The organism is Corynebacterium pseudotuberculosis (assembly GCF_002155265.1).
GTDB classification, from domain to species: Bacteria; Actinomycetota; Actinomycetes; order Mycobacteriales; family Mycobacteriaceae; genus Corynebacterium; species Corynebacterium pseudotuberculosis.
The window spans coordinates 1123176-1136665 of the sequence record NZ_CP021251.1 but is presented as its reverse complement, the minus strand read 5'-3'; the positions used below and the strand labels follow the sequence as shown (position 1 = coordinate 1136665).

Here is a 13490-nt window from a genome sequence, read left to right as displayed (position 1 = left end):
TCAAAAACTATCCCCGTGGGGAATAATAAACGAGTTCTCCCGATACAGGGGGTATGTGTCGGGAGAACTCGTGCGTGTTACAGGCGGTGTTTAGCCCTCATCCGTGGACAAAGCTGCCACGAAGGCTTCTTGCGGCACGGACACCGAGCCGATGTTCTTCATGCGCTTCTTACCGGCCTTCTGCTTCTCCAGCAGCTTGCGCTTACGAGAGATATCGCCGCCGTAGCATTTTGCCAGGACGTCTTTACGCAGAGCCCGAATATTCTCACGAGCAATCACTTTAGAACCAATTGCTGCCTGCACGGGGACCTCAAATTGCTGACGAGGAATCAGTTCCTTGAGCTTCTTAGTCATCTTGTTGCCGTACCACTGAGCGTTATCCCTGTGAACGATGGCGGAGAATGCGTCGACCGGCTCGCCTTGCAGGAGGATGTCTACCTTGACCAGGTCTGCCATCTGCTCCCCTGCTTCCTCATAGTTGAGAGAGGCATAGCCTTTAGTGCGGGACTTGAGCTGATCAAAGAAGTCAAAGATGATCTCGCCCAACGGCATGGTGTAGCGCAGCTCCACGCGGTCTTCGGAGAGATAATCCATTCCTCCCATGATTCCGCGCTTAGTCTGGCACAGCTCCATAGTGGTGCCCACAAAGTCAGAGGGAACGATGATGGTGGTCTTCACAATCGGCTCATAAACTTCACGCAGCTTCCCGGCAGGCCAATCTGAAGGGTTATGAACCCGAGTTTCTGCCCCGTCCTCAGCGACCACACGGTAGTTTACCGACGGCGCCGTGGAGATCAGGTCAAGGTCGAACTCGCGCTGCAGGCGGTCACGGGTGATCTCCATGTGCAGAAGTCCGAGGAAACCGCAACGGAAGCCAAAGCCCAGCGCCACGGAGGTTTCTGGCTCGTAGGTGAGGGAGGCGTCGTTAAGCTGAAGCTTTTCCAGAGCATCCCGCAGGTCCGGGAAATCAGCCTGGGAGATCGGGAAAAGACCGGAATAAACCATGGGACGAGGCTCTTCATACCCCTGCAACGGTTCTTCCGCCCCGTGGACTGCCCACGTAACAGTGTCGCCCACCTTGGATTGGCGCACGTCTTTCACACCGGTGATCAGGTACCCCACCTCGCCGGGACCCAGACCTGTGCATTTTTTAGGCGTGGGGGAAACAATGCCGATTTCCAGCAACTCGTGGACTGCGCCGGTAGACATCATCTGAATCTTTTGGCGCGGGGTCAGCTTGCCGTCGATCATACGAATGTAAGTGACCACGCCCCGGTAGGTGTCATATACCGAGTCGAAAATCATCGCTCGAGCAGGCGCTTCCGAACCAAAATCAGTAGTGGGAGCTGGAACCAACTCGGCGACCTTGTCCAGGAGTTCCGCCACGCCCTCGCCGGTTTTACCGGAAACCCTCAAAACATCCTCGGGCTCGCAGCCGATGATGTTGGCTATCTCCAACGAGTATTTCTCGGGGTCGGCAGCAGGTAAGTCTATCTTGTTCAAGACTGGAATGATCTCCAAGTCTTTTTCCATAGCCAGATAAAGGTTTGCCAGCGTTTGAGCCTCGATGCCTTGGGCGGCGTCGACAAGCAAAATCGCGCCTTCACAAGCCTCAAGTGCGCGGGAGACCTCATAAGTAAAGTCCACGTGGCCAGGAGTATCGATCATCTGCATGACGATCTGCTGGCCGGCAAGTGGGCCGGAACGCGGAACCCATGGAAGACGCACGTTCTGCGCCTTAATGGTGATGCCACGCTCGCGCTCAATATCCATGTTATCCAGGTATTGGTCGCGCATGTCGCGGGCGTCGACAACATTGGACAGCTGCAAAATGCGGTCCGCCAGGGTGGACTTACCGTGGTCAATATGAGCGATAATGCAGAAGTTGCGAATCTGCGAGGGATCCGTAAACGTCGTCTCCGCGAATTTGTCGGCCATGGGCGTTACTACTCGTACCTTTCCTTGTGAATTCCCCCTAACACTACCTGACCCGAACCTCACTCGGGCAACACAGCGCTAGCATCTCAGCAGCCCCCGCACGCAAAAGCACAACGCGACACTCCCCACAAAAGACCTTAAAAGCTACACAACACATGCAAAGTCAATATCTGAGGGCTAGGGTATGGGAGCATGGGCATGAAAGACCTAGTGAAGATGCGCTGGCTAAGTAAACTCGTCACCATACTCACACGCGAATCCAATATCCCACTTGATCGCGGCCTGAACAGACTTAATGACCGAATCGGACTCGATCACGAGCACCGGCGCTTCCACCGGATGGACATCGTCTCCTGCAAAGTACGCCCCTCCGAAGAATGCGCACGCACCATCTTCTATGCCCCCAACATGGACGGACAAGTCGATCCTGGAGAAGTCGTATGGTTTTGGGCCCCGAGCGACAGCTCCCCCAAAAAACTCCGCGAACGCTCCATTGTTGTCGTAGGACGTCACGGTCCCAAAGTTCTAGGCCTCCTCATCTCCCCCAATCCAACGCATAACGACGACGACCACTGGCTCGACATCGGCGCTGGCCCCTGGGATGAAGCAGGGCGGCAAAGCTGGGTACGTCTGGACAAAGTGGTCTCAGTGCCGGAAGCCGATATTCGACGCTCAGGGGCGGTCATGCCGGCTAGGCGCTTTGAACGCATCGCCAACCGCCTTCGTGGGGAATTTGGCTGGGAATAACATGAGAAACCTATAACCGACGAGTTTCGTTTTCTCCACTTTTTCTCCACATTGACTTTCTTCCGCCCACCTGTGTTTCCTATATCTCCTTAGCCACGAGCAAAATGTTTGTTCCTTCTCCCATGAGCTGGTAAGATTCTCGCTCGTTGTCCATTTATGTTCTTTTGACGGATGTTCCCGCAAGGCGGTCAGGACCTTGGGTCCGCTTTCATAGCGAGAACAGATCGGCTAACACGCTCCACGAGTTAGCTCATTGCAGTCCGAAAAAAGACTCAACAGAAAATTAAGAGGTATTGCTATGGCAAACATCAAGTCCCAGAAAAAGCGCGTTCTCACCAACGAGAAGGCTCGTCTGCGCAACAAGACCATTCGTTCCGCTGTTCGCACCGAGATCCGCAAGTTCCGTGAGGCTGTCGCTGCCGGCGATAAGACCGCAGCTGAGACTCAGCTCCGCGTCGCATCCCGCGCACTGGACAAGTCCGTGACCAAGGGCGTTTTCCACCGCAACAACGCGGCAAACAAGAAGTCCAACATGGCTCACGCACTGAACAAGATGGCTTAAGTTCTACGCACGAATAAGCGCCCGGTATCTGAAGTTTTGCTTCAAAATACCGGGCGCTTATTCGTGCAGAAACACAGAAAATGATGCAAGAGACCTTGATTAGAAAAAGGAAGTGACTCCGGCAAAGACCAAACCACAACCCGCAAAGATAAAGAAGAGACCAGCACCCAGGTCTATCCACGGACCAGCTTTAAGTAGCTTCACCCGCATCGCGTTTGTACTAATCAAGGTAGCCAAAAGCATAAAGCCACCAAATGTGCACGTCACTAGTGTCACAATCACCAATAACGCCGTCCCGATGCTTGGCGCTGAGGGAAGAAAAGGCGCAATAATCGCCGCAAGATAAAGAATGATCTTGGGATTAGACAAATTTGTGAAAAGCCCCTGCCGGAGACAACTCCTCGGAGTCCCCACGAGGGCGTCAAGATTCGTTGCCACCGTAACCCCACCATCACGGAGCTGCGCCCGCGACGACAACAGCAGCTGGATCCCCATCCACAGAATCCAGAGGCCTCCCACCAACTGGATCGTGCTTAAGATCGCTGGATAGGCGGTCAACAGCGCAGTCGCGCCAAATACTGTCAGCGTAAGCCATATAGTGACCCCAATCGTGATGCCGCATACCGCAGCATACGCGTGTCGACGCGACTTGGTGGCCAGACGAGTGACAAAAAAGATATCGGGCCCAGGGGTCACCATGCCAACAAGGCTGATGAGCACCAGGGTCCCGAGCTGGTTAAGCTCCATGTTGTGAGAGCTTGGCTGCGAGTTCGTCTAAGCCGAACATCCGGGCGGTGTCGATGGCATTGGGATGCCCTTCGTGGGGAAACGCCCCGGCGTCGAGCAGTTTTTCCACCACGGTCATGTCCTGTTTGAACACGGCTCCTGCGAGAGGCGACTGCCCACGCCCATTGAGTTGGTTTACGTTTGCCCCACGGGAGATGAGGGCGTCGAGGGTCTCATGATGTCCTGCGTAGGCAGCCAGCATCAGCAGGCTGTTACCGTCTTGGTTGGTAAGGTTCGGGTCTACGCCGTTATCGATATAGGCAGAGAGATTAGTGGTGTCGCCGTTGCGGGCCATGTCGAAAAGCTTGGATGCTAGCTCTTGGACGTCTTCGGGTACACGTTTGTCATTCACGGTCAATATTTTAGCGGGCTAGCTCAGAGATGCGCCGGATTGCATTCTCTATTTCAAAATCCGGGTCGCCGCCTAGAGTCCCATTGGGGCCATGTCCTTTGAGGCTAGCGTCAAGATCAGCCATGAGGATGACAGCCTGACTAATCGCATCACCATTCCACGCTCGTGCAACTTTAGCTGTCTTCTCAACAACAAACGGCGCCATCCCTAATTGTCGAGCAAGCCCCGCGGAATCAATTCGGCCACGAGCAGAATAGAGCCTAGCGATTCCACCAATCTTGTAGCTCAATGCCGCAGCCAGCGCCACAGGGCTAACCCCCAATTGCAATGCCCGGCGCGCGCTGGCCACCGCTCTCTGTGTTTGGCCCGAACATGCGAGGTCTGCCACGTCGAATCCAGAGACCTCTGCAACGCCCACGTAGTAATCACGGACTTTTGCCGCAGTTATCTCACCATTATTATCTGCTATCAGCTGACTAATCGCTGATGCCAATTCCCGTAGATTAGAGCCCACGCCTTCCAAGAGCGCATGGACTACGTCAGGAGTAGGACGGACTCCCTGTGCACGAAACTCCGCGTTTACCCACGGGACGCGTTCGCTGGGCTTGAGTTTGTTGGCTGCATGAACTTCAGCGATTTTTTTGAATTTGGGGATCGTTGCCTTTTGCCGGCCTCCACCAGAGTGGACGATTATCAAGTAAATGCCGGGTCCTGGGTCAACTGCGGCAGAGAGAATGAGCTGGGTCGGTTCTTTGCCAGCTTCTTCAGCTTTGTTCAGCACGATGATTCGGTCTTCGCCGAAAAGGGAGGGGCTCAATAAGTCGATAAGTTCTGACTGATTCACTTCCCCAGCGCGAAGAGAAGACACGGTGATGTCATCACCGGCTTGAGCTTTGATGCTGTTAATAACGCGCAGACGTGCGCGTTCAGCTAGAAATTCGTCGTCGCCAAGAACAAGATGGACTGGTGCCACTGTTGTACCCACGCAGACAATAGTGCCATAGCGGCGGGCACTGTTGCTCAGAAGTGCCCGTCGGCGGCTTTCTGGGTGCCGTCGACAAGCAAAGCTACGTTTCCATCCCCGTGGGGAAAGAGAACAGGGATGCCGTCGCGACGCATAACAGGCCGTTTGTGCGGCTTAGTTTTTTCTTTGACAACGATGAGGTCGATATCTGTGGGAGCTGCTTCTGCATCATCCGCGGTTTCCACCACTGCGATGCGTAAGTTTTGGTAATCAACTTCGCGTGGGGTTTGTACGATAACGGGGGCTGCAACGAGCAGTGCGATGCCTAGCGGCCATGCCTTTTGGGATTGGAAAGCCAGCAGGACCCATACCGCAGCAATAGTCACCCAGAGGGTTCCTAACAGCGCTGATTCGGGCATCGGTACCCCCAATGTTGATCCCCTCCAGGAGGAACACCAGTGAGCAACTATGCCGATCCAGCTGGCGAGTAGATCAAGAAGCTGGATCACCGGCCAATCGATGGGAGGAATCCACACGAGCGCAACGGCCGCAAGACCGATCACGGTAATGAGCGGAACTACAGGGGCAGCGATAATGTTGGCAGGAACTGACACCAGAGAAATGCGACCTGCCATCATGGCTACGAGTGGAACGGTTACTAATTCTGCGGCAACTGCAACCGCTATCGATCGCAAAATAATGTCGGGAATGCACACCTGTTTTCGTCTCAGATTAGCGCGAGCCAAGGGCCGATAGATCAAGGGGCACAAAGCGATAATCCCTGCGGTAGCCCCTACGGAAAGAGCAAACCCGTAATGAGCAGCTAGCCCAGGTTCCCAGAGAAGAAGACAAATCACGGCTAGGCACAGAGCATGAATAGGTGGGGTTCTCGATGCGTTCATCGCTGCAATTAGCCCTATGCCACCCATAACAGAGGCCCTTAGCACAGAAGGCTCCGGCCCAACGACACACACGAAAGCCACAAGTGCGCTGCCTGCACCCCACCTACGTATGCGTGGGCTACACCCACACGCTGCCAGAAGCGACATAACTGTGGTGGTCAAAATAGTTACGTTTCCCCCGCTCACAGCAGAAAGGTGTGCAAGACCTGTGGCGATATACTCTTGTTTTTCTTCTGCCGATTGCAGCGACGTATCCCCCATAATCATGGCTGGTATCAGCCCCTGCGAGGGTGAATCCGCCAAAGCTGTCACACGATCATTAAAACGTGCGCGGAGAAAGGCACTTATCGCGTATATGCCGTCCGGGCCGTGTATCACCTTAATATCTTCAGCAAAGAAAAACTTCCTGCCTAGACCCACATTCCTGCTGGTTGTTGCTGTACCCGTCATCGTTATTTCTGTCCCCGGGGTTAATCCCGCTATTGGTTTTCGCAGCAACACTGGAATGGGCTCGGAAAACCCCGGAACTCGTGCACGGAACATCCAACCGGAACGTACTTCTTGCATAGCAGTGCTCACCCGCGCAGTGATTTCCCTACCAAACTGAGCGGTATCTGCAGTAAGGACTCTCAGCCAACACCCTATGCTTATCGACGCCCCTCCCACCGCCACAGCAATCGCTTGCCCACGATCCCACCACATCACCGTCACTGCCCCCAAAGCAGCTACGATCACAGCCCACCACGGAGTTCTGCTCCACAGGACAACTAGAGTGCAAAGCCAGGCTACGACTGCAGTGGGAACTAACCGAAGCTCAGTCATAACGTCACGCTCCCCGATAAGGCCTCAAATTTTCTGGCCCCAATTCCCTTGACGTCTTTTAGCTGTCCAATGTCTTTAAATCCGCCTATGCGCTGCCGATGCGCGATGATCGCCTCTGCGGTTTTCTCCCCTACTCCAGGAAGCGCTGCCAGCTGTTGCGCTGTTTAGAGCTGTTTTTCCACCTTCTTGGGTAGATAAAACAGGCGTATCTGGCACCATCTGAGAGTGCGGCTCACCAGCGCTAGGAACGCTAATTTGGGTGCCGTCGACAAGCTTTTGTGCCTGGTTCAAAGAGCGCAGGTCTGAGTCGGCATCTGGGTTGGCTATGTGGAGGGCATCCGCAACCCGGGCTCCAGCGGGCAAAGTATAAAGCCCTGATTTTTCTACCGCTCCAACAACTGCGACTACTACCATCGCTTCAGACGTCGCAGTAGCGGACTGTTCCTGTGTATAAGCTCTCTCAGCGAGATCCGCAGGCTTGAGCGCTTTGTCGGTAACTGCGGAGTCCCCGCCACGAATCAGCGCAATCGCTCCCACCACCACGATCAAAGCAGTCACCCATATCACTGCATGCTTTTTGCTTATCTCCCATCGAACCCCGTGGGGAAAATCCACGTCCATTACGTCTTCAGTTCCTGTGGGACGTGTGAGCTCGCGCAGCCTCCCCATCGCCTTTTTCTGCACCCGCTTCATGGGCTCACGGTAAGCCCTGTGACTATAGGCTGCCACCGTAGTGCAGGGAAAAACCTTTTTCTGTGGATAGCGCTCCCGCCATCCGCTTTCCTGTGGATAACTCCGTGAGGCGTTATGTTTTAAGACTAGTTTTGATTAGATTCAGGAGTATCTATGGCTTCTGAAGGGACAGAATGCTCAGAGAAGACAACGGAAATCCCTAAAGCCCCTGTTCCACAATGAACCGCCACGCTGCGATCAAGAGTAGTAATCATAAAACTCGAGCCGCTGGGCAGTGCTAGTTTTAGTTGTTCTGCCAGGCTGTGCGCCGCCTCTTCTGCGTCAACGTGCTGAATCGCTACAAAAGCCGGATAGCTCGCGCAGCGCTCCGCTATAACAGCAGAAAGCTTGGCAAATGCCTTCGATTGAGTACGTGTTTTTACAGCTAACTCAATTTTTCCATTATGCAACTTCATGATGGGCTTGGTAGCCAATGCAGCAGACACCACCGCGGTCGCCGCAGAAATGCGCCCCGACTTTCGCAACTCATCTACTCGGTGCAGGTAAAGCCACGTTTCAGAACGCATAAGAGTATCTCGTGCCAATGCCTCGCATTCATCTAGAGAAGCCCCGTCGAGCGCAATACGGGCAGCGGCCATAGCAGCAGCCCCCACGGCCATACCTGCGGTTCCGGTATCTATCACGCGGACTAATCCGTCGAAAACACCAGAAGCAGCAACGGCAGCCGACCATGTAGAAGAGAGTTCCTTAGAAAGGTGCAGCGCAACTACACCTTCATCGCCGCCGCGTTCCAGTTGCCGTGCATAAGCAGCTGCAAGCTCCAGGGCCGTGAGGCCAGACGTTGATACCTCTGATTCCCCACGGAGGATGTGGAGGTCAAGGACGGTAATCCCCAACTCCTCTACCACATCGTGCGGCAGCCCCGACGAGGAGTCAGTGATGATTCTGACCGGCATCAAAGGCTCCTTACTATGGTTTTGTTGAAGGCGTAACGTTGATTCGCCCGAGGCTCACTCCCATATTCCAGCCGTCAAGATACCATTGCGCACGCGAGGCGGTTTCCGGAGTAAAACGGGCTGTGAGCTGGGAAGCATAGGCTTTTTCCTCCGCCTCTTGGCTCACAATATGGGGGTTTTTGAATTCAGGTCGTGCCGTGAGCTGCGCCCAGCAAGTGTTATTAAGACCCGAGAATATCGGATACTGGCTAACATCCAGACCTAGAAGATGACAAGTCAATGCACTGATTGTCCCGCCGTGAGCCACAATGAGCACGCTCGTATCATCCCACTCGTGATACTCCTGCATCAGCTCGTCAATAACCGGACGTGCTCGGTGCGCCACATCCAGTCGCGATTCCCCACGGGGAGGAGCCCAGGTGGCGTCATGCCGCCAAATAGCGCGCGCGCCAGGATAATCGGTATCCACCTCGTCCGTAGTTTTTGCTTGCCACTCTCCCAAATCGGTTTCCCGAAGCCGAGGATCCGTTGTCACGTCGACCCCTAGCCGCTTACCCACCACAGCTGCTGTATCGCGAGCACGGAGAAGATCCGAGGAGATGATTTTTCCGATGGGAAGAGTAGCCAGGAAGTCCGCCGCCGCTTCAGCCTGCGCCCAACCGGCGTCGGAAAGCACAGTATCAAGGTGTCCCTGCATGCGACGCGTCGCGTTGTATTCAGTCTGCCCGTGGCGGAGCAGGATAAGACGGCGGGTCATGGAACTAGAGCTCCTCTTCGGCGGGTTCCTCACCGGCGAGGGGGATCTCGTCGAGAGACTCTACGTTACGTACGTCAATGTCATCGGCCCATTCTTCTGGGCGATCCATCGTCTCTACGCCCTCGACCTCAATGAGCGGGCAATCTTGATAGAGGCGATCCAACCCATAGAAGTCACGTTCGGTATTGCGCTGTACGTGAATAACGAGCATGCCATAGTCCAGCAGCACCCAACGGTTCTCCCGGTTTCCTTCACGGCGCTTTGGCTCGTGTCCTTCTGCAGTGAGCACATCCTCGATCTCCTCGACGATGGCACGTACCTGGCGCTCGTTGTCAGCGGAGGCTAGTACGAATATCTCACTGATAGCCATAACATCGGAGACGTCAATCACTGCGATGTTGGTTGCTTGCTTCTCATCTGCAGCACGTGCTGCAAGGGAAGCCAAGCGAATAATGTCTTGGGTTGCGGTCACAGGGGGTCCTTTCCTAAATCGAGCCTAATTGTTCCATGCAATAGGTATGGTTGGCTAACTGGTTCGCGGTTTTAGCGTTGGGTCACGGTATGCATCAGCGCCACTGGGATGGTACAAGCGGCGTTTTGCTATGTATTGCACAACTCCATCCGGTACCAGATACCAAACAGGCAAGCCTTCGCGCGCACGACGTCTACACCCTGTAGAGGAAATAGACATGGCGGGAATCTCGATGAGCTCCACGCGCTCTTGATACTTCAACGGAAGCATGTCTTCTTTAAGAATGTATCCGGGGCGAGTGACCCCCACAAACGTGGCGAGCTCAAGGACGTGCTCCCAGTTTTTCCATGTAAGAATATTGCCCAAGGCATCCGCGCCGGTAATAAAAAATAGTTCCGCATCTGGATACTGCTCTTGCAGATCTTTCAGGGTATCAACGGTATAGGTTGCCCCTGGCCGGTCAATGTCTACCCGACTCACGCTAAACCGTGGGTTAGAGGCGGTGGCAATCACCGTCATCAGATAGCGATCCTCAGCATGCGATACATCACGCTCTGCCTTCTGCCAGGATGTTCCCGTGGGAACAAACACCACTAGATCTAGATCAAACCTTGCGGCTACCTCACTGGCTGCCACCAGGTGCCCGTGATGAATCGGATCAAAGGTACCACCCATGATCCCTACTCGGCGCGGATGCTCGATGACCGTCATGCCCTTATCCTTCCTGCCTATTCCGTTCAGATTCCGATCAGATTCCGATTAAGGACGTGTCTGGCCGGTACCTTGCAAGATCCATTTAGTGGTAGTCAGTTCAGGTAATGCCATCGGGCCACGGGCATGGAGCTTTTGCGTAGATATTCCAATTTCTGCCCCCATCCCGTATTGCTCACCGTCTGTAAAAGCCGTAGAGGCATTAATCATCACTGCTGCAGCGTCTACCTCGTCTGCAAAGCGCTGTGCGGTCACGATGTTTCCGGTGGCTATAGCCTCGGTGTGTCCCGTGGAATAGGCACGAATATGCTCAAGCGCGCCTTCGATGCCGTCAACAGTGCGCGCGGCGATATCCATAGAAAGATATTCCTCGGCCCAATCTGCTTCCTCTGCCTGCACGATATTATCGACGCCAAGCTTTCCTAGCTTATCGACGTCCCCATGCACAGTTACCCCAGCCCGCTGCAGAGCGTCGATCGTTTTCCGCTGTGCTTCCACCGGCAACGCGCTATCGATCAAGACGGTCTCTGTTGCATTACACACCGAGCAGCGTCGTGTCTTACCGTTGAGCAGCATCTCAATGGCTTGGTCTATATCAGAAACATCTCTATCAATATAAAAATGGCAGTTCCCTGTACCGGTCTCAATTGTGGGAACAGTAGCCCCCGTGACCACCACTTCGATGAGTCCCGCCCCTCCGCGAGGGATGACGACGTCGACAAGCCCGCGTGCAGTGATCAAATCTTGCACGCTCTCATGGGTCTCGCACGGCAATAATTGCACAGCTTCCGCGGGAATATCATGAGAAACTAGTACGTCTTGGAGCACCCTCACCAGGGCGGAATTGGAGTAGCGGGCCGATTTAGAACCACGCAATAGCGCCACGTTTCCGGATTTCAATGCCAGACCAAACGCATCTACCGTTACATTCGGACGAGCCTCATACACCATTCCCATAACGCCAAGGGGAACGCGTACTTTGCGCATCTGGATGCCGTTAGGCATTACTCGACCATCCACGAGATTGCCCACGGGATCTGCAAGGGACGCAACCTGGCGTAGCCCATCAGCCATAGCAGCAATACGCCCCTCATCCAGGCTCAGGCGGTCAATGAGTGATTCACTCATCCCATTAGCGCGTCCTTCTTCCACGTCGCGGGCATTCTCCGAAAGAATCACCGGTGCACGGGTGCAGAGTGCCTCAGCTGCGGCAAGAAGAATCGCGTTTTTCTGTGAGCTACTTAAACGTGCCACCCGTGGGGAAATAGCATGAGCTGCGCGTGCCTTGGATAGGACGTCATTACGCTCGATGCTGCGGATATCTGCGTTGGTCATAAAGCATTACCGTACCAACGTCACAGCCAAACGTCATGAGCAGCGCCGAAGCGTCTTCCTGCTAATATCCTGCTGCCACATCTACTTCTGTAGGCATTGTCTCTCCGGCTTCAAACGCGCGAGCGTTAGCCACAAATAATTCGCCGCTGAGAGCGCGCATTCGATCCTTAGTATTTGCCACATGCGGGGTGATAAGAACGTTGTCCATCGACCACAGCGGATGCCCGTCAGGCAATGGTTCTGGATCTGTAACATCAAGGGCCGCTCCGGCTATGGTGCCTTGTTGCAGCGCATGAACTAGATCCTCTGTGACCACGAGTCCGCCACGTCCCACGTTTACCAGCACAGCCTCTGGCTTCATCAGCCCTAGAGCTCGCGTATCAATCATGCCACGGGTCTCTGAGGTTAGGGGTGCAAGAAGCACCACATAATCCGCAACGCCGAGGGCTCGTTCCAACTCTTTATAGCTAACCGTCTCGTCGGCCTCCTCGACTGTCCGTCCCGAGCGATTGACGGCGATCGTGTGCAGACCAAAACCAGCCAAAAGCTCAAACAGGCGTCGAGCGATCCCTCCCGCACCTACAACAACCAGAGTCTTGTTGTCATAGAGCCAATTGGTCTTCTCGTCTGGCAGCTCTCTTATACCCCACGTCTGGGCCCGTACCACTGCTGGAATATGGTGCAGCACTGACAGCAACATAGCGAGCGTGGACTCAGCCACTGAGTCTGCATATAAACCAGCTGCGTTTGCCCACCGCAGCTCTGGGGTAAGCACACCTGACTCTGAAAGTGCGTCGACGCCAGCAAAAGCTACCTGCACATACTTTACGTTCGCGGGGATCTTTGGAAATTGCCCACCTGATCCATTAAAAACAAGGAAATCCGCCTCATCCAGATCTTCCACTCGCCTATGCCCAGCGTCTTCCAACTGGCCGATGGCCTTCTCCCAGGTTTCCGGGTACATAACAAACTTCATAGATTGCTGCCTTTCTGGTCGAGGATCTGCCGATGTGTGTCTTGCCAGACAAGATACGCCGTTATTCCCCGTGGGGAGTTTCTTAACTTAGCTTCCCCTAAATTTTTTCTGCTTTCTCCGCTACAATCAGGCTTTATGAAGTTTGTTCTGCTTACCTTGGGGATGCTGTGCGTAGCACTCGGGATGCTCGGAGTCTTCCTACCGATACTTCCCACAACGCCTTTTCTGCTAGCCGCCGCCTTCCTCTTTGCGCGGAGCTCAGAGCGTTTTCATCACTGGCTGCTCAACCACAAATGGTTTGGCCCTTATCTCAGCAACTACTACGAAGGAAAGATGACCTCCTCGCATAAGGCACGCACGCTCACCCTCATGTGGACAGGTTTATTGTTGTCAGCTTTTCTTATCGGTAAACCTGTGATGTGGGGTGTCTTTGTTTGTATCGGCGCAGCCGTATCCACGCACATCATAAGACTCGGGAAGTAAGCTAAAACAACAACTCTGTTGAACGTTGTTTAAA

The 13490-nt window shown here is 54.3% G+C and carries 15 protein-coding genes and 1 pseudogene; 3 read left to right on the top strand and 13 right to left on the bottom strand.

Features of this window, described 5'->3' with window-relative positions; translation table 11 throughout:
• Window positions 1–90: 90 nt before the first annotated feature.
• Complete coding sequence (gene lepA, locus CpATCC19410_RS05330; RefSeq protein WP_013242428.1) at window positions 91–1938, bottom strand: translation elongation factor 4; 1848 nt, start codon at window positions 1936–1938, stop codon at window positions 91–93.
• A 192-nt stretch (window positions 1939–2130) separates the two neighbouring features.
• Between lepA and CpATCC19410_RS05325 the strand changes: the two genes are divergently transcribed.
• Complete coding sequence (locus CpATCC19410_RS05325) at window positions 2131–2685, top strand: type II toxin-antitoxin system PemK/MazF family toxin (protein ID WP_013242429.1); 555 nt, start codon at window positions 2131–2133, stop codon at window positions 2683–2685.
• Window positions 2686–2983: 298 nt separating this feature from the next.
• Window positions 2984–3247 carry a 30S ribosomal protein S20 gene (gene rpsT / locus CpATCC19410_RS05320; protein WP_013242430.1) on the top strand — a complete coding sequence of 88 codons (264 nt, stop codon included), beginning with the start codon at window positions 2984–2986 and terminating at the stop codon, window positions 3245–3247.
• Window positions 3248–3346: 99 nt separating this feature from the next.
• Here the strand turns inward: rpsT and CpATCC19410_RS05315 are convergent, their stop codons facing one another.
• The 12 genes and pseudogenes from CpATCC19410_RS05315 to CpATCC19410_RS05265 all read right to left on the bottom strand — a co-directional run bounded on the left by CpATCC19410_RS05315 (window position 3347) and on the right by CpATCC19410_RS05265 (window position 12973).
• The gene (locus CpATCC19410_RS05315) at window positions 3347–3994 is read right to left on the bottom strand and encodes a LysE family translocator (RefSeq protein WP_013242431.1); all 648 of its coding nucleotides are present in this window, start codon (window positions 3992–3994) and stop codon (window positions 3347–3349) included.
• Entirely contained in the window at window positions 3984–4385 is a 402-nt protein-coding gene (locus tag CpATCC19410_RS05310) for an ankyrin repeat domain-containing protein (protein ID WP_013242432.1), read from the bottom strand. The genes CpATCC19410_RS05315 and CpATCC19410_RS05310 overlap by 11 nt, the downstream gene beginning before the upstream one ends.
• A gap of 10 nt (window positions 4386–4395) precedes the next feature.
• A complete protein-coding gene (holA, locus tag CpATCC19410_RS05305) occupies window positions 4396–5358 on the bottom strand; it encodes a DNA polymerase III subunit delta (protein ID WP_014401322.1) in 963 nt (320 codons plus the stop codon).
• Window positions 5359–5405: 47 nt separating this feature from the next.
• The gene (locus CpATCC19410_RS05300; RefSeq protein WP_014401323.1) at window positions 5406–7073 is read right to left on the bottom strand and encodes a ComEC/Rec2 family competence protein; all 1668 of its coding nucleotides are present in this window, start codon (window positions 7071–7073) and stop codon (window positions 5406–5408) included.
• Window positions 7070–7204, bottom strand: a pseudogene (locus CpATCC19410_RS10980) (ComEA family DNA-binding protein); the annotation flags it as partial. The pseudogene CpATCC19410_RS10980 and the gene CpATCC19410_RS05300, both read right to left, overlap by 4 nt.
• Window positions 7149–7766: a DNA uptake protein gene (locus CpATCC19410_RS05295; RefSeq protein ID WP_014300870.1), complete on the bottom strand. Its 618-nt coding sequence runs from the start codon at window positions 7764–7766 to the stop codon at window positions 7149–7151. The gene CpATCC19410_RS05295 and the pseudogene CpATCC19410_RS10980, both read right to left, overlap by 56 nt.
• A 125-nt stretch (window positions 7767–7891) precedes the next feature.
• Entirely contained in the window at window positions 7892–8722 is an 831-nt protein-coding gene (locus CpATCC19410_RS05290) for a DegV family protein (RefSeq protein ID WP_013242436.1), read from the bottom strand.
• 13 nt (window positions 8723–8735) lie between these two features.
• On the bottom strand, window positions 8736–9479 hold the full coding sequence (locus CpATCC19410_RS05285) for a histidine phosphatase family protein (protein WP_013242437.1): 744 nt from the start codon (window positions 9477–9479) through the stop codon (window positions 8736–8738).
• A 4-nt stretch (window positions 9480–9483) separates the two neighbouring features.
• Window positions 9484–9951: a ribosome silencing factor gene (gene rsfS / locus CpATCC19410_RS05280; protein WP_013242438.1), complete on the bottom strand. Its 468-nt coding sequence runs from the start codon at window positions 9949–9951 to the stop codon at window positions 9484–9486.
• Between the two features lie 54 nt (window positions 9952–10005).
• Window positions 10006–10662 carry a nicotinate-nucleotide adenylyltransferase gene (gene nadD / locus CpATCC19410_RS05275; protein ID WP_013242439.1) on the bottom strand — a complete coding sequence of 219 codons (657 nt, stop codon included), beginning with the start codon at window positions 10660–10662 and terminating at the stop codon, window positions 10006–10008.
• A gap of 48 nt (window positions 10663–10710) precedes the next feature.
• Window positions 10711–11997, bottom strand: coding sequence for a glutamate-5-semialdehyde dehydrogenase (locus tag CpATCC19410_RS05270; RefSeq protein ID WP_014401324.1), 1287 nt, complete (start codon window positions 11995–11997; stop codon window positions 10711–10713).
• A gap of 61 nt (window positions 11998–12058) precedes the next feature.
• Window positions 12059–12973 (bottom strand): D-isomer specific 2-hydroxyacid dehydrogenase family protein, encoded by a 915-nt coding sequence (locus CpATCC19410_RS05265; protein ID WP_013242441.1) that lies wholly within the window; start codon window positions 12971–12973, stop codon window positions 12059–12061.
• A 135-nt stretch (window positions 12974–13108) separates the two neighbouring features.
• Here CpATCC19410_RS05265 and CpATCC19410_RS05260 point away from each other — a divergent pair, with 135 nt between their 5' ends.
• Window positions 13109–13456, top strand: a complete 348-nt coding sequence (locus tag CpATCC19410_RS05260) for a YbaN family protein (RefSeq protein WP_014522454.1) — start codon at window positions 13109–13111, stop codon at window positions 13454–13456.
• Window positions 13457–13490 lie beyond the last annotated feature (34 nt).